The 15066-nt window shown below is 68.6% G+C and carries 16 protein-coding genes; 2 read left to right on the top strand and 14 right to left on the bottom strand.

Annotated features, from left to right (window positions below; genetic code table 11):
* Nucleotides 1-59: 59 nt before the first annotated feature.
* Both nusB and efp read right to left on the bottom strand, forming a co-directional pair.
* Nucleotides 60-470 (bottom strand): transcription antitermination factor NusB, encoded by a 411-nt coding sequence (nusB, locus tag ACFQ46_RS00840; RefSeq protein WP_328295909.1) that lies wholly within the window; start codon nt 468-470, stop codon nt 60-62.
* Nucleotides 470-1033, bottom strand: coding sequence for an elongation factor P (gene efp / locus ACFQ46_RS00835; RefSeq protein WP_380256261.1), 564 nt, complete (start codon nt 1031-1033; stop codon nt 470-472). The genes nusB and efp overlap by 1 nt, the downstream gene beginning before the upstream one ends.
* Before the next feature lie 306 nt (nt 1034-1339).
* On the opposite strand from efp, the gene ACFQ46_RS00830 reads away from it, so the two are divergent.
* Both ACFQ46_RS00830 and ACFQ46_RS00825 read left to right on the top strand, forming a co-directional pair.
* Entirely contained in the window at nt 1340-1735 is a 396-nt protein-coding gene (locus ACFQ46_RS00830; RefSeq protein WP_380256259.1) for a hypothetical protein, read from the top strand.
* A 109-nt stretch (nt 1736-1844) separates the two neighbouring features.
* On the top strand, nt 1845-2309 hold the full coding sequence (locus ACFQ46_RS00825; protein ID WP_380256257.1) for a hypothetical protein: 465 nt from the start codon (nt 1845-1847) through the stop codon (nt 2307-2309).
* A gap of 15 nt (nt 2310-2324) precedes the next feature.
* On the opposite strand, the gene aroB is transcribed toward ACFQ46_RS00825, so the two are convergent.
* The 12 genes from aroB to ACFQ46_RS00765 form a co-directional block, all read right to left on the bottom strand.
* Nucleotides 2325-3413 carry a 3-dehydroquinate synthase gene (gene aroB / locus ACFQ46_RS00820; protein ID WP_380256255.1) on the bottom strand — a complete coding sequence of 363 codons (1089 nt, stop codon included), beginning with the start codon at nt 3411-3413 and terminating at the stop codon, nt 2325-2327.
* Complete coding sequence (locus ACFQ46_RS00815; protein ID WP_380256253.1) at nt 3410-4933, bottom strand: shikimate kinase; 1524 nt, start codon at nt 4931-4933, stop codon at nt 3410-3412. The genes aroB and ACFQ46_RS00815 overlap by 4 nt, the downstream gene beginning before the upstream one ends.
* A 105-nt stretch (nt 4934-5038) precedes the next feature.
* Nucleotides 5039-6460, bottom strand: a complete 1422-nt coding sequence (locus ACFQ46_RS00810) for a cell wall-binding repeat-containing protein (RefSeq protein WP_380256251.1) — start codon at nt 6458-6460, stop codon at nt 5039-5041.
* Nucleotides 6444-7529 carry a hypothetical protein gene (locus ACFQ46_RS00805; RefSeq protein ID WP_380256249.1) on the bottom strand — a complete coding sequence of 362 codons (1086 nt, stop codon included), beginning with the start codon at nt 7527-7529 and terminating at the stop codon, nt 6444-6446. Before ACFQ46_RS00805 ends, ACFQ46_RS00810 begins: the two co-directional genes overlap by 17 nt.
* Nucleotides 7529-8215, bottom strand: coding sequence for a type 4a pilus biogenesis protein PilO (pilO, locus tag ACFQ46_RS00800; protein ID WP_380256247.1), 687 nt, complete (start codon nt 8213-8215; stop codon nt 7529-7531). Before pilO ends, ACFQ46_RS00805 begins: the two co-directional genes overlap by 1 nt.
* A gap of 28 nt (nt 8216-8243) precedes the next feature.
* Entirely contained in the window at nt 8244-8870 is a 627-nt protein-coding gene (locus ACFQ46_RS00795; RefSeq protein ID WP_380256245.1) for a PilN domain-containing protein, read from the bottom strand.
* A gap of 26 nt (nt 8871-8896) precedes the next feature.
* On the bottom strand, nt 8897-9943 hold the full coding sequence (gene pilM / locus ACFQ46_RS00790) for a type IV pilus assembly protein PilM (protein ID WP_380256243.1): 1047 nt from the start codon (nt 9941-9943) through the stop codon (nt 8897-8899).
* Nucleotides 9944-10161: 218 nt separating this feature from the next.
* Nucleotides 10162-10968 (bottom strand): prepilin peptidase, encoded by an 807-nt coding sequence (locus ACFQ46_RS00785; protein ID WP_380256241.1) that lies wholly within the window; start codon nt 10966-10968, stop codon nt 10162-10164.
* A gap of 13 nt (nt 10969-10981) precedes the next feature.
* Entirely contained in the window at nt 10982-12721 is a 1740-nt protein-coding gene (locus ACFQ46_RS00780) for a hypothetical protein (protein WP_380256239.1), read from the bottom strand.
* Nucleotides 12722-12724: 3 nt separating this feature from the next.
* Nucleotides 12725-13261, bottom strand: coding sequence for a type II secretion system protein J (locus ACFQ46_RS00775; protein WP_380256237.1), 537 nt, complete (start codon nt 13259-13261; stop codon nt 12725-12727).
* Between the two features lie 101 nt (nt 13262-13362).
* Nucleotides 13363-14595 (bottom strand): type II secretion system protein J, encoded by a 1233-nt coding sequence (locus ACFQ46_RS00770; protein ID WP_380256235.1) that lies wholly within the window; start codon nt 14593-14595, stop codon nt 13363-13365.
* A gap of 31 nt (nt 14596-14626) precedes the next feature.
* Entirely contained in the window at nt 14627-15061 is a 435-nt protein-coding gene (locus tag ACFQ46_RS00765; protein WP_380256233.1) for a prepilin-type N-terminal cleavage/methylation domain-containing protein, read from the bottom strand.
* Nucleotides 15062-15066: the final 5 nt, after the last annotated feature.

Here is a 15066-nt window from a genome sequence, read left to right as displayed (position 1 = left end):
CCCGATGACGCTCCACGTCATCGGGGAGGCAACGATCCCCCACCAGCACGCCCACCGACTCAGGCGGAGAGGGTCTCCTTGAGCTCGGCGATGCGGGCCAGGAGCCCGTTCACGAACTTCGGGGACTCGTCCGTCGAGAGGTCCTGCGCGATCTCCACGGCCTCGCTGACGGCCACGTGGTCGGGGACGTCGGGGGCGTGCAGGATCTCCCAGACCCCGATGCGGAGCATCGCGCGGTCGACGGCCGGCATCCGGTCGATCGTCCAGCCCATCGAGTACGTCGAGAGGATCTCGTCGATGCGGGCCTGCTGGGCGACGACGCCCTCGACGAGGGTGACGGCGTACTCGCCGACGGGTGGGTCGGCGCGGACGATCTTGTCCTTGAGGACGTCGAGGGGTGCCAGCCCGCGCTGGTCGGCCTCGAAGAGGACCTCCAGCGCGCGTGTGCGTGCCTTGCGGCGGGCAGCCATCAGTCGTTGACGCGGCCGAGGTAGTCGCCCGAGCGGGTGTCCACCTTGACCTTGGTGCCGGTCTCGAGGAACAGCGGGACCTGGATCTCATAGCCCGTCTCGACCGTCGCGGGCTTGGTGCCACCGGTGGAGCGGTCACCCTGCAGGCCGGGCTCGGTGTAGGTGATCTCGAGGACGACCGACGCCGGCAGCTCGACGTAGAGGGGGGTGCCCTCGTGCGTCGCGACCATGGCCTCGGTGGACTCGAGCATGTAGTTGGCGGCGTCACCGACGGTGGTCGCGCTGACGTAGAGCTGGTCGTAGGTGGCGGAGTCCATGAAGACGAAGTCTTCGCCGTCCTTGTACAGGTACTGCATGTCGCGCTTGTCGACCGTCGCGGTCTCCACCTTGGAGCCGGCGTTGAAGGTGCGGTCCACGACCTTGCCGGAGAGGACGTTCTTGAGCTTGGTCCGGACGAAGGCCCCGCCCTTGCCGGGCTTCACGTGCTGGAACTCGACCACGGCCCAGAGGTTGCCGTCGAGGTTCAGCACGGTGCCGTTCTTCAGGTCGTTCGTCGATGCCACGTCGTCTCTCAGTCCATCTCGTTGTCCGTCGATCACCCGGCGACCGGGAACGGGCGCGGGTGTAGCTGATGCATCCTACCGAGCGCACGGCCCCCGTCCCGTCCGCACGGGTGGCGTCCGGGTGTCCCAGCGATCACCCTGCGCCCAGCCTGCGGGAGCGCCCGTTGGGCCGGACGGTGGAGGGGGCTGCGCGTCCGGGTGGCCCGGAGGCTCCGGACCTCAGTCACGCGGACACCCCGCCCGATCACTCCTGGGCAACGCTCGAGCGACCACCGCCGACGTCGGACCAGGGAGAGGAGACCGCGTGTGAGCCTGTCCGTGGAGACCCCCACCCGTCCCGACTCCCCGCGCCCGGGTCGACGACCGCACCGCGCCGTCGTCGTGGGCGCCGGGGTGCTGCTCGTGCTCGGGCTGGCGAGCGCCGTCACCCTCCCCGTCGTCCTCGACGACCGGGCCTCCAGCGCCGCGACGGACCTGCGGGAGCAGTTGCAGCAGGTGGCGACCGCGCAGGACGCCTGGAGGGCCGCGCACGGCGGCTACACGACACAGCTCGCCGATCTCGGCCTCGCAGGGCACGACGACGACCTGGCCATCGTGCAGGCGGACGCGGGCAGCTTCTGCGTGGGGGCCTACGACCCGGGGACGAGGTCGGCGGTCTTCTACTCCCCCGCCCGCGGGTTCAGCGGTACTTCCTGCGGCTAGTGCCGACGGGTGACCTCCCGGCGTGGAACTGGAGATCGGCGGGGGAACGGTCGATGCAGTCCTCGGGCCACGCGAGAAGCGCGCCCGCAGCAACACGAAGGGACCCGCGATGAACAACGCACCTACCGGTGGCGACGACTTCTACGCACCCCGGGCTCCCGTGTTCAACCCCGGGAACAACCGCCCGTTCGAAGTGCCGCGGACCGAGGCGGTTCCCCGGCGGGTCGGTCGCAACCCGGTCACGACGCTCCTGACCTGGGCCGTGGTGCTCACCCTGGGGGCGATCGGCGCGAAGTACGGATACCCCGTCGTCATGGAGAAGGTGCACGCCAAGGAAATCCAAGCCGTCAGCGCCGACCTCGCGGGCGTTGCCGCCGGGCAGACCAGCTACTTCAAGCTCAACGGGAGCTACGGCAGCGACTTCGACGCCCTGAGCATGCCGAAGACGGTCAGTCAGGTCACCGTGGTCGGGGTCACGGCCGTCGGCTACTGCCTCCGGGGCAGGTCCGTCACCGGGGACGTCGTCCTCTACTACACCCCGGCTCAGGGCGTCTCCGACAAGGCCTGCGGCTGAGTCCGACCAGGGAGCTCAACCGGCGCTGATCTCCGCGTACGCGGCCTGCAGCATCGCCGGGTCCGGACCTTCGAGTCGCGAGGGCCTGCCGATCCCGTCCAGGACCACGAAACGCAGCACCGCGCCACGTGCCTTCTTGTCCCGCTTCATCGCGTCGAGCAGCTGGGGCCAGCGGTCACCGCGGTAAGTCGTCGGCAACCCCAGGGACGTGAGCACCGCCCGGTGGCGGTCGGCGTCGGCGTCGGACAACCGGCCTGCCATCCGTGCGAGTTCGGCGACGTAGACCAGGCCGACGCTCACCGCCGCACCGTGGCGCCACTGGTATCGCTCGACGAGTTCCACCGCGTGGGCGAAGGTGTGACCGTAGTTCAGGATCTCGCGCAGGTCGGACTCCTTCAGGTCCTCCCCCACGACGCGGGCCTTGACCCGCACCGCGCGCTCGACGAGTTCCGCGAGCACCGGTGAGCGCGGATCGGTCGCCGCGTCGACGTCGGTCTCGAGCAGTTCGAGGATCCGCGGGTCGGCGATGAAACCGCACTTGACGACCTCGGCCAGCCCGGCCCGCAGGTCATGAGCGGGCAGCGTGTCGAGGGCGTCGAGGTCGCACAGCACCCCGGCCGGCGGGTGGAACGAACCGACGAGGTTCTTGCCTTCGGCGGTGTTGATCCCCGTCTTGCCTCCGACCGCCGCGTCCACCATGGCCAGCAACGTCGTCGGCACCTGCACCACGCGGACCCCGCGCAACCAGGTCGCGGCGACGAACCCCGCGAGGTCGGTGACCGCTCCCCCGCCGACACCGACGACGGCGTCGGAGCGGGTGAAGTCGGACTGCCCCAGCACCGTCCAGCAGAACGCCGCGACCTCGGCGGACTTCGCCTCCTCGCCGTCGGGGACCTCGGCGAGGATCGCCTCGAGGCCCTGCCCCACGAGGTCGTCACGAACGGCCTCTCCGGTGCTGCGCAGGGCGCGCGGGTGGACGACGAGGACCTTTGCGACCTTGGGGCCGAGCAGGCCGCGGAGTTCACCCAGCAACCCGCGTCCGATGAGGACGTCGTAGGGAGCGTCGCCGGGCACCGTGATGCGAACGGGCTGTGTCGTGGTCATCTGTCCTCCGCGAGGTCGTCGAGCGCGCCGGTGAGCGCGTCGTGGTCGGCGGGGACCCCCGCCTCGGGCCGGCCCGGGCCGCGCAGCAGCACAAACCGGACGTCGTTCCGAGAAGTCCTGTCCCGCAACCAGAACGTTTCCAGTCGGGGCAGCTCGAACCGCGCCGACGTGGGAAGCCCGAGGGCCCGCAGGACGCGGCGGTGGAGTTCCACCCCGGCGTCGTCCAACATCCCGAGCCGCCGGGCCAGGTGCGCCGCGGCCATCAGGCCCAACGGCAGCGCACCGACGTCGTCGTCGAGGACCTGCTCGAAGGCACGGGAGAACGTGCACCCGTAGTTCAGCTGCCTCCGGGTCTCTCTCCCGCCCGCGGTGACGATCCGGGCCTTGGTCGCGACCGCACGACGGATCACCGCTGCCACGGCCTCAGGCCGGCCGGCGAGGACGTCCGGGGCTTCCCGCACCAGCAGGTCGAGGTCGGCCGGGTCGGCGACGAGTGCGGTCTTGATCGCCTGCGCCAACCCCGCTGCGAACCGGGGGTCGGTCTCCGGGGAGACGCCGACGGGATCGTCGAAGACAGCGACGGGGTGGTGGATCGCACCGAGGACGTCCGGGGCCTGCGGCAGGTCGAGGCCGATCTCCCCTCCGATCGAGGAGTCGACGAGAGCTTCCAGCGAACGCGGGACGACCGCCCACCGCACGCCGCGACGGTAGGTCGCAGCGAGGAACCCCGCGACGTCGACCACGGCCGCGTCGCCCACGGCGAGGACGAGGTCGTCGGGGTGCAGCGCGAACTCCACCGCCCGGCCGGCGAGCAGCCCGTACGTCGCGAGCGTCCTGACGGGACCGGGCGGGAGTTCGACCACCACTCCGGGGCGGCCGAGACCGGCGAGGATCGTCGGGAGGGCAGGATCGCCGGCCCGGGCCACGATCAGCACCCGGGCCGTGGCGGGGAGCAGCCCACCGATCTCGCCCAGGACACCCGGGCGGACCAGCACCCGAGACGTCCCGTCGGGTGGGGTGACGAGCAGGCCGTCGTGCCCGGTGACGCCGTCGAGGACCTCGAGAGTCACGGCCTCGGCCCGCCGTCCGTCGGTGACGACACTGACGTCCGCGAGGTCCTCGAAGACCACGCGCCGTGCGGCGTGCAGGTCCTCGAGGCCGGGCCGGTGCAGCATCGGCCGGTGGGGGTCGGCCGCGGTCCGCTCCCTGGCCCCGGCGAGGGAGACGTCGAGGTGGACGACGGTGTGACCGCGCAGGATCCCCCGGGTCCCCTCCCGTCCGCAGGCTCCGCCTCCGAGGGAGACGACGGCCTCGGGGCCGCCGAGGACGTCCGCGACCGCGGCCTGTTCCAGGTCGCGGAAGGTCGTCTCACCGTCGGTGGCGAAGATCTCCGGCACGGGGCGCCCTTCCCGCTCCTCGACGACGAGGTCGGTGTCGACGAAGGGGAGGCCGAGCCGGTCGGCGAGGAGGCGACCCACGGTCGTCTTGCCGGCACCCATGAAGCCGACGAGGACGATCACGGACGGGCTCCTGAGGACGGCTGGGCGGTCGGGCCCCGGCATCGTACGGCGGAGGACGAGGAGAGCCCGCACCCCGGTGGGGTGCGGGCTCTCCTCGTCCTGACCTCAGTTGACGGCTGCATCTCCGAAGAACACCGTGGCGTCACCCTCGGTCGAGGTGGTGCGGGCGGAGGAGGTCGTGACGATCTTGAGGTTGTCGACCCCCCGGACGTCGAGGTCGACCGCCGCCGTCTTCCCCGCCGAGACCTGGTAGGTGCCGAGGAGGCGCTCGTCACCGAAGACCTGGACGGTGGACTGCAGACCCGACGTGGTGCCGTCGGCCACACCGGCCACCGTCGTGAAGCGCGAGTACTTCACCCCGAGGTGCCAGGTGCGGTACTCCCCGTTGGGCAGCTCCTGCGAGGAGTTCGTCGGGGCGTAGGTCGAGAACGCGACGGTCCTGGGGTAGAAGCGGCCCGTGAGGGTGACGTTGGAGCCGAGGAACTTCGCGTTGCCCGTGGGCGCCGCGAGCTCGTCCAGGTAGGTCTTCACGCCGGCTTCGCAGTCGGTGCGCTTGGCGGCCACCGTCGAGTACGAGCCGTTCCCACCGATGGCCTGGAGGTCGTTGGTCCGCAACCGCTCGATCTCGAGGTTCACCGACTGGGGGATGCAGTACTGGGGGGTGAGCAGCAGCGGCGACGAACTACGACCTGCGTTGGCCCCGGCCGCGATGGCGTCCGGCCAGCTGGTGCCTGCCGCCAACTGGACGAAGGCCACGCCAGGAGCGAAGTACTTCTGGCTCAGCTTCACCGCGGTGTCGTACCGGTCGACGCCGGCGATGCGCTCCACGGTGCCCGTCGCGTACTGCTTGAGGTCGGAAGCCACCGTCTCCGACACTGCATTCTCGTCACCGAGCACGACGACGTTCTTCGCCTTGAGCCGCGCCAGCTCGGCACGCGTGCTGTCCGGGATGCTCGTACCCGGCACGGTGAGGATGGGTGCGCCCAGCTTCACGGCCGCGGCCGAGGCCGCCAGCGCGTCGGCGTAGTTCGCCCCGGTCGTCACGAAGACGGTCGAAACACCTGCGGTGAACTCTGACGCCGACAGCTCGGCCGCCGTGTCGTACCGGTCGAACCCGCCGACGCGACTGAGGTGGGCACGCGTGTTCTGCTGCAGCCACGTGACGACGTCGGCGCTCACCGAGTTCTTGTCGCCGACCACCACCACGTTGGAGTAGTAGCCGATGACCTTGCGGACGCCCTCCGGCAACTGGCCCTTCGGGCTCAGGAACAGGTTGGAGCCCGCTCGGCCGGCGACCGCGCCGGCCGTGACGCCGTCGGCGAACTTCTCGCCAGTGACGATGTAGGCCGTCGTGCGGTTGGAGTAGTCCTCCAGGAACGCTGCCGTCGCGTACCGGTCGGAACCATACGTGCGGTGCGCGACCACCGGGGTCCCGGCCGCCGCCGAAAGGGCCGAGCCGGCCACCATCGTGGCAGCGAGCACGCCGATGACAGCAGCTCGACGACTCGTGTCAGTAGAGAACGCCATCGGAGTCTCCTTCCCCCATCGATCCGAAGTAGACGATGCCAGCCGCGTCGGTGAAGAACGCGCTGGCAGAAGGGACGCGCGTGTCCACCGCACCCGCGAAGGTGAGGCCCGTGCCGTCGACGGCCGTACCCGCGGCGAGGAGGACGTCGTCGTTGCGGTCCACACGGAGCCAGAACTTGTCGCGCAGGACACCCCCCAGGCGAACCTGACCGTGCGTCGTTCCCAGCGCGGTCGCGGGCAGCTCCGTGGGAGCGCCGGTGTCGGACGGGACCAGCCACCCCGTCGAACTGTTGTTCTCCGACGTGAACACCCCCAGGACGCTGGTGTCCTCGGTGCTCGTCGCCGTTGCTGTGGCGGTCGCAGTGGCCGTCGTCTCTACGACGATGCCCTGGTAGCGGACGGACAGCGGGTAGATCAAGGTGCCCTTGGCCACCCGGACCTGCTCACCGTCGACCGTGAAGATGCCGTACGCATCGGTCCCCGTGACGAAACCGACCGACGGCTGCTCCCAGGTGGGAGCCGTGGAGTGCGTCGGGATCGCGGACGGAACCGTGCCGGTCGTGGTGGACGCGGACGGCGCCGTGGTCTTCGTGCTGCCCGCAGAGGACTTGCCGCCCGCCGCGCTGGTGGACGTGGTACGCCCTGTGCTCACCGCCACCGAGGGGCCTGTGTTAGCCGCCACCGAGGTGGAGGAGCGCGCGACGGACGTTTCCGCCGCTGCGGTCTGACCGGTCGAGGTAGTGGTCTCAGCGGCGTTGCCGGTGATGGGGACGAAGACGTCCTTGCCGACCAGCGGGATGTTCGCCGACGTGGTCGGCGCCGCGGTCGAGGGCGAACTGGTGCTCGTCGTGAGACCCGGGACCGCTGCGCTGGCGCTGTCCCCACCGGGGTTGCTGCTGACGAACAGGAACCCTCCAGCGACACCACCGAGGATGAGGATCCCGGCGGCAGCCACGATGGCCACCTGCCGCGAGGATCGAACGGGAACCCGGACCAGGTCGTCGTAGGCACCGAGATCGGCGAAGTGGTTCCCGTTGCCGAACTCGTCGCTCTGCGTCTCGTCGCTCATCAGCTCACCGTCCCCGTGCTAGCAGTCCCCGACGTCGTGGTCGGCGTCCCGGTCTCGGCAGTCCCCGTCGTCTCGGTAGAACCCGTGGAGGTTCCCGCGTCAGCGGCGTCAGGCAGAACGAAGATCCTGCCGGAAATCGTCGCCGTGACACCGTCGGTGGCGCCGGCTTCGGCGGCCGTCGCGACGGTGAGATCCTCGATGAACAGGTCGCGGGTCAAGTCGGCCTGAAGGGTCTTCACGTAGAGCTCGACCTCGGGGAAGGTCCCCTTCACGCCGAGCACGAGCGGAATCGCGACGATCCCGCTGTTAGCGTCGGTCGTCGCGTCTGCGGTGGCGTTGAACTGCTCAGGGGTCCCCGGGGTGATCTGCTCGATGTTCACACCAGAGGTTTCACCAAAGGACGCGAGCTGGCGCAAGAGGTCGGGGACCTCCGCCGCCTTGGGCAGCGTTGCCTGGATGGCTGCGAGTTCGTTCTTCTTCTCGTCCAGGGTTTGGAACTCCGACTTCAGCTCCTCGGTGCGCTGGGCAATGCCAGCGTTGGTCTCCGCGACGGAGACCCGCTGCGTCGCCAGGTCGGCCGCCTCGGAGCGTTGCGGCGCCACCGCCAGGAAGTACGTGGCGATCACGATCAGTGCGGCGAGGACGCCGGCGCCCGCGATCCACACAGTGTTCTGCGACTTGTTCATCTCGTGCTACCTCCGTTCGTCTCGACGATCACTGCGAGGAAGTCAGTGCGTCAGCGGTGAGAGCCACCGTCGCATTGAAGGTCATGACCCCGCTGACGGGGTCCTGAGCGTTGTTGGACAGCGTGACGCCGGCGAAGCCAGGCACCTCGGCCATCTGGTCGAGCCAGTCCGACACCAGGTTCAGCGATGTCGCCTGGCCGGTGAACGTCCCGGTGCCGACGCCCGTCACGGCGAGGGGGTTCGAGGACGTCGTATCGGTCCCGCTGGTCGAGGTGTCGGCCAGCCCGAAAGACACCGTCGTCAGGGCGACCCCGTCGGGAGTGTCTGAGGCGACCTTGTCGAGGTAGGAGTACCACGCGACGTCGTTCGCCTGGATCGTCTTCTTGACCCTCTGCGCGGTCGCGAGAGCGGTCTGGACCTCGGGGACCTCGGCGTAAGTGTTCTGCTCCGCCTGCAGCGAAGTCGTCCTGGCCTGTTCGGCCGACAAGGCAGACTGAGCCGCGTCGACGTGCTGACCGGAGATCACCGCGGCCGCGCCGCAGGCGCCGAGGACGACAACGAGCCCGGCTCCGAGCATGAAACGGATGCGCCGGATGCGCCGTGAGTCGGCGAACTCCGTCGGGAGCAGGTTGACGCGAACGACCCGCTGCCGCACTCCCACTGCTTCCAGGGTTTGGAAACTCACAGCACGACTCCTAGAGCAAGGCCGACGGGGACCGCGGCTAGGGGCTGGACGGATGCGAGCTGGTCGTCGTTCAGCCCGGTGTTGCCGAGGTGCAGGCCGGCGACCGGGTTCCCGAGGACGACCGGGCGTCGGGTCACGGCAGCCAACCGGTCGGCGAGGCCGGCCAGGAGAGAACCGCCACCCGTCAGGACGATCCGCTCGACGGGGAACTGCGCGTTCGCAGCGCTGTAGTAGTCGATCGAACTGCGGATCTCATCGACGAAGACTTCTTGCATGAGCTCGACCGCGCTCGAGACGAGCGCGGGGTTCTGACCGCCCAGGTCCGTCTCGGCACCGCGTTTCACGGCCTCGGCGAGCGCGGTGGGAACCCCGAGGCGTTCGGAGATCGCCTCGGTGACGTCCTGCCCACCACTCAAGAGCACGCGCACGAAGCGCGGCGTCCCGTCGGAGTGGATGACCAGGTTCGACACCCGGGCGCCGATGTCCACGAGCGCTTCAGTAGCGACCTCGGAGCTCGCCTTGGCCACGCTGCGCAGGACGGCGAAGGACGTGAGGTCCACGGAGGAGACGCGGAGTCCCGCAGCCTGGACGGTGTCCACGTTGCCCACGACCATGTCTCGGGCGGCCGCGACCAGCAGCCCGCGCAGTCGCCGACCGTTCTCATCCGCCACCTCCTCAGTGACGTGGAAGTCGAGGACGCAGTCGTCGACCGGCATCGGGAGGTAGTCCTGGACGTGCAGCGGGAGCGAGCTCTTCAGCTCCGAAGGAGGCATGAACGGGAGGTCGACCTGGCGGACGACCACCCGCTGGTTGGCGACCCCGAGGGCCACGCTCTTGGAGGAGAAACCGCTCCCCTTCCACAGGGTCTTGATCGCTTCCACGACCTGGGCGCGGTCGATGACCTCGCCGTCTCGCACCGCTCCGTCCGGGAGGGCTACCTGGCCGAACTTCTCCAGGGTGATCCCACCGCGTCCGTACGACAGCTCGGCTGCGCGCACACCGGACGTTCCGATGTCGAGACCGATTGCGGTCCGTCCAGGCACGTCGCCTCCTTAGTTCCGAGCCCGACGGGCTCACGTTGCACAGGTCGATGGATGACCGTAGGGCCGTGAACTGCGGCTCACCGCTGCAGTTCGTTCCTTCTGTTCGTCGGCGTCGCGCAAGGAGATCTTGAGACAGACCACGCCAGACGAATCCAGCCGCCACACGGATGGCGCAACGAACACATCCGTGGAAGTGGCATGTCCGTGGGAGGTGTGGTTCAGCCCGCTGCGGGCAGACCGACGAGGTTCAGGTACCACTGCGCGACGGGGGCGCCCACGAAGAGCGCGAGCATGGCGCCGGCCAGCATGTAGGGGCCGAAAGGGATCTTGGTCTTGCGTCCCGCGCCGCGGACCACCAGGGCGACACCGACGACACCTCCCAGCAAGAAGGCCGCAAACCCCCCGACCGCCAGGGCCGACCAGCCCCACCAGCCCAAGTAGGCTCCGAGAACCCCAGCGAGTTTCACGTCTCCCAGGCCCATCCCTCCGGGCCAGATGAGGAAGAGCAGGGCGTAGACCGCCCAGAGCACGACTCCCGCGATGGCGGCCCGGAAGAGGGACGACCACTCGCCCCCGATCCAGGCGGGCACGAGGAGCAGCAGCAACGTGACCGGGTAGGCCGGTTTGACGATGGTGTCCGGCAGCCGACGTACGTCGAGGTCGATGAGCGTCAGACACACGACGAGGGCACTGAGGTAGAGGTAGGCCGGGAGTTCCCAGCTGGGTCCGACCAGGGCGGTGACCGCTCCGAAGAGCAGTCCCGTCCCGGCCTCCACCGCGGGGTAGCGGGCGCTGATCCGTCCCTGGCAACCGCTGCAACGACCGCGCAGCAGCAACCACGAGACGACCGGGACATTCTCCCGGGCCCGAATGCGGTGCCCACAGCGAGGACATGCACTCGGTGGGTTGACCACCGAGAGTCCCAGCGGAACCCGGTGGATCACCACGTTGAGGAACGACCCCACGAGCAACCCGACGACCGCGCCCGCGCCCGCGAGCAGTGCGAGATCAGTGGTCAGGATCATCAGTTGGACCACCTCACTGCGTCGGTGCGTAGCCGGGGAGCTCCGCCGACAACTTGGTGACGAAAGTGCTCGTTTGCGGGTTCAGGAAGTGCGGTGGCGCGTCGTAGATCAGCCGCTTGTCGTAGCTGTACTTCTTCGCGTAGCCCGTGGTTCCCTGGCGCACGACGCCTCGGTAGAGCTGCGCGAGAGCGCCCTTGATGGTGAGCGTCCCCAGGCCCGCCCCGTAGGCGGAGTTCATCGTGCCGATGGATGCGCTCAGAGCGACCATCGCTGCGGACACTGTCGGGTTCTGGAGCGGCGCATTCTTCGCAGCCTGGGTGGGGAAGGTCTTTGCCGGCAGGTTGAGGTTGGTGCCGCTAGAGCTCAACCCGTGCCAGTACCAGACGTTGTTGTTGGCGATGAGCCCGAGCATGGCGTTGTTGGACGCGTAGTCGAGGTTGTCGGTGATGTAGATGCTGCCGGCCGACCCGACCGTCAGACGCCCCGCGAGTCCGTTGGCCGCCTGGCCGTTGAGCTCTTGGATGAACACGTCACCGTCCGTGCAGGAGTACCTGGACCAGGCGTAGGCGCTGGACCCGGTCGCCTCGCCCGCGACGGGGTAGCCGACGGGGTTGCCCGCGCTCCCACAGAGGTTCCGGACCGTTCCTTCGGTTGCGGTGGTCCAGCTGTTGGGGTCACTCACCACACCGTTGGCCGGCCGGTCGTCAACGTACACGGTTCCGTTGGCCGGAATGGTGATCCACTGGTCCAACGTGCACCCGGAAGCGGTACTCTTCGTCCACGGCGAGTGGACGAACATGGTGTTCCCGTTGAGCGTGATGGTGGTCGGACCCACGTAAAGACAGCCCCGCGGGTTGCTGGTGGCGGCTGTCTCGTCTTTCAGCGACTGGTTGCTGTCTGGGACCGGGATCGAGGTGATCTTCGACGGTTCGCCCGCCTGGAAGACCGGGGCAGGGTTCGTGGTGCAGGTCGAGTTCGGGTCGTAGTTGCGGTAGTACCGCGTGCCGCTGACCAGCGGGGAAGCCGTCGTCACGGGCCCCTTGAAGGTCACGTTGTTGCAGATGAGGATGGTGTCGTTGCTGTGGACGGGGCCGTCCAGGGTGTCCGAAGCGAACTGGATGCCGGTGCACGAGGACGGACGTCCGTCGTAGAGGTGCTTCTGTCCGTCGGACCGGGAGTTCAACCAGTTCGTGCAGACGTCCGTCTGGGTTTTCAGTGCGGGGTCCACCGTCTCGTACTCGGAGAAGTACAGGTAGGCGAGGAACCCCTTGCGACCCACGGTTGAGCGGAGGGTGCGCTCGCGCGTGCCCACCCGTCCCGTCGACGTGACGACGATGTTGCCGGTCTGCGACACGCTGGCCGACCCGACGTACGCGGTCGTATCGGCGGTGTAGTGGAAGGACGACGCCGAGTCGGTGGAGACCTTCTGGTACTTCAGCGACCCGTTTGGATTGGTGCCCATCGCACCGTTGGTGGGGTCGATCGTCGTGACCCCGTTGTACTGGTAGTACCCACCGTTGCTGGTGTTGAGGCGCGAGATGTAGTCGTCCACGCCGGCCTGTGCGGCGGCCAACGCGGCGTTCCAGTCCTGCTGCTTGCGCTGGAAGGTCGCACCCTGCACCACGGCGGCCACGACGACCGAGCAGACCAGGAGCATGACCATCATGAACATCACGACGCCCATGAGCGCAAAGCCCTCGTCGTCAGTCCTGCCTGGGTTGTGCACCCGAGCGAATCGGCGGATCACGATCACTCCTCAGAGGTTCTGACAGACGACGGAATTGACGAGCATGGTCCCGGGCAGCTTGCCTGTGACGTCGGAGTTGACCCTCAGGGTGACCTGCACCCCGCTGATCGAGGCCTGGTCGTTCGCCGCGGTGTAGGACGCCGCGGATGTGCCGTCCTTCAGCGTGTACTTGAACAGGGCCGACCCCGTGACGTTCCCGACGAGCGTCGTGGTGGTCGCCACCGGCGAGGCGTTGGTGAACGTGCTGGCCACCCCCTGACCGACCATGTCGGCCACCTTCACGGACCGTGTGAGGTTCCCGTTGTCCAAGGTGTAGGTGACCTTGACCGGGTCGCTCGACACCCAGGTGATCACGGTCAAGGACGACGGGAGGCTGGTCGCGAACGCGTTCACTGTCGTGTTGTTCGGCTGGGTGGAGAGCGCCTGTCGTACGTCCCGAGTGATGGTCTCCATGGCCAGTGATGCAGCTGTCGTGTCCTGCTCACGCCTGAGCGTGTCCCGCTGCAGCCGAAAGGCCTGCAACGTCACCGTGGCGACGAGGGTCACGACGATGCCGCCCACGATCATCGAGATGAGGAGTTCGACGAGGGTCAGACCCTCGTCCCCCTCCTGACGACCACGGCGCTGCCTGTTCGGCCAGATCATGGTCAGAATCCCAACGTCGCAGTGGGGGCGGCCTGGGTCAGCGTGACGGAACTGGGCGACGACGCGATCGACAGGCCCAGCAGTCCGGGACGTGTCGCCTTCCAGTTTCCGAACGGAACGGCGATCTTCGCCTGACCTCCGGCGGGCACCGAGACCGGCGCGGGGGCAGGACAGGTGGAGTTCGAGGCGTTGGCGAGGGTCACGGTGACCGCCGACGACGTAGTGTTCCTGATTGTCAGGCCGCCGGTCGGGATGGTGACCGTCGACGCGTCGCCCTCGAGGCTCGCGAAGTTGAAGGGGTTCACCGGGGCGTTGCCGCACGCGGCCGTCCCGAGGTAGCTCGTGTAGCCGGCGGTGAACGGGTAGAGGCCAGGAATCGGGGTCACCGACGAGGTGGTCGCGGTCCCGCTGCGGCTCGAGGAACCGGAGGTCAGCGTGTACGCCCACGACCCCGGCCACTGGTAGCTGGTGTCGACGGTGCCGTCGGCGAGGACGGTGGCGTAGCTCAGCCCGACGGTCGCCGCGCGCGCGTAGGACAGCTGCACGGTCGTCGCCGTCGCCTGCTGCACACCCGCGGAACTCGTGGCCGTGGCCTGACCGGCCAGGCTCACGAAGCCCGTGGAGCTCGCGGTGATGCCGTACTGAGCGGGCGCGAGCCCATCGAAGTAGGCACAACCGGACGCGTCGGTCAGGACGGTCTGACCGGTGCTCAGTTGGACGGGGACCTGGGCTTCGGCGTTGCCGGCGGGGCCGGTGACGATCACACCGATCGCACCCTTGGTCGGGTCGGAGGAGACACCGGGGTTCTGGATGAGGGAGTCGCTCACCACCGGCTTGATCGTGGCGGGGCGGTCGTCCCAGGTCACCTGGATCGTGACCTTCTTGTACTTCTGGTTGGTGATGCCACCACTCGTGCACGCGCTCCCGGCGTTGTTGCCGGTGACCGGTGTGACACTGCGGTAGACGTGGAAGACGCGGTCCTGGACCGTCTGGTCGTCCAGGTCGGATGTAGCCAGCGCGGTGTACCCGGTCGCGTTCTGGGTCGCGTCCCGCGTCGCATCCATGGCCGCGGCTGCCACGTTCGCCGCGGCGATACGGGCGCGGTTGTCGCTGGCGCCCCCAACCGTTCGCACGAGGACAGCGGCGGTGGAGGCCGCGATGATGCCGAAGATGACCATGGCGACCACGGTTTCGAGGAGGGAAAAACCCTCGTCCCGGTCCTTCTGCTCGTCCATGTCTTCTCCGAGTTCGTCGGTCTGTGTCGGGTCAGCAGGCGCCGAGGCCAAGACCCGCGTTGCCGCTGTAGTGGAACGTCTTGACCTTGCCGTCGGAGTTGGTGAGGGCGACGCACCAGTTGATTGGGTCTCCCCCGTTCACTACGGCGGTGGCCGGCACCTGGGTGCCTGCGGTGAGCCGGAGCGTCACCACGTAGGGGGCGGTGGCGTCGTCCTTCAGCAGGACGTAGCCGGGGCGGCTGGTCGTGTCGAGCGTCGACAGCGACCCCTTGCCGTCGACGTAGTAGGCGGCCACCTCGTGCCCCCACGCTGAGACGTCGTGCTTCGTCGTGGTGTCCCGTGCGGCCTGCCGCTGGCCGAGGAAGACCGGGATCGCGATGGCGGCGAGGATGCCGACGATGATCACCACGACCAGCAGCTCAACCAGCGTGAAACCGTCGTCTTTGAGGTTCTTGGGGATTCCCATCACTG

The organism is Kineococcus sp. GCM10028916, from assembly GCF_042674865.1.
Taxonomy (GTDB): Bacteria; Actinomycetota; Actinomycetes; order Actinomycetales; family Kineococcaceae; genus Kineococcus.
This window is presented reverse-complemented; position numbering and strand designations above follow the sequence as displayed.

What these genes read in the sequence shown, in the direction of transcription:
- ACFQ46_RS00770 (WP_380256235.1), bottom strand. Translation starts at nt 14,595, where the DNA reads ATGGACGAGCAGAAGGACCGGGACGAGGGTTTTTCCCTCCTCGAAACC.
- ACFQ46_RS00765 (WP_380256233.1), bottom strand. Translation starts at nt 15,061, where the DNA reads ATGGGAATCCCCAAGAACCTCAAAGACGACGGTTTCACGCTGGTTGAG.
- ACFQ46_RS00805 (WP_380256249.1), bottom strand. Translation starts at nt 7,529, where the DNA reads ATGAGCGACGAGACGCAGAGCGACGAGTTCGGCAACGGGAACCACTTC.
- nusB (WP_328295909.1), bottom strand. Translation starts at nt 470, where the DNA reads ATGGCTGCCCGCCGCAAGGCACGCACACGCGCGCTGGAGGTCCTCTTC.
- aroB (WP_380256255.1), bottom strand. Translation starts at nt 3,413, where the DNA reads ATGACCACGACACAGCCCGTTCGCATCACGGTGCCCGGCGACGCTCCC.
- ACFQ46_RS00785 (WP_380256241.1), bottom strand. Translation starts at nt 10,968, where the DNA reads ATGATCCTGACCACTGATCTCGCACTGCTCGCGGGCGCGGGCGCGGTC.
- ACFQ46_RS00810 (WP_380256251.1), bottom strand. Translation starts at nt 6,460, where the DNA reads ATGGCGTTCTCTACTGACACGAGTCGTCGAGCTGCTGTCATCGGCGTG.
- ACFQ46_RS00825 (WP_380256257.1), top strand. Translation starts at nt 1,845, where the DNA reads ATGAACAACGCACCTACCGGTGGCGACGACTTCTACGCACCCCGGGCT.
- pilO (WP_380256247.1), bottom strand. Translation starts at nt 8,215, where the DNA reads ATGAACAAGTCGCAGAACACTGTGTGGATCGCGGGCGCCGGCGTCCTC.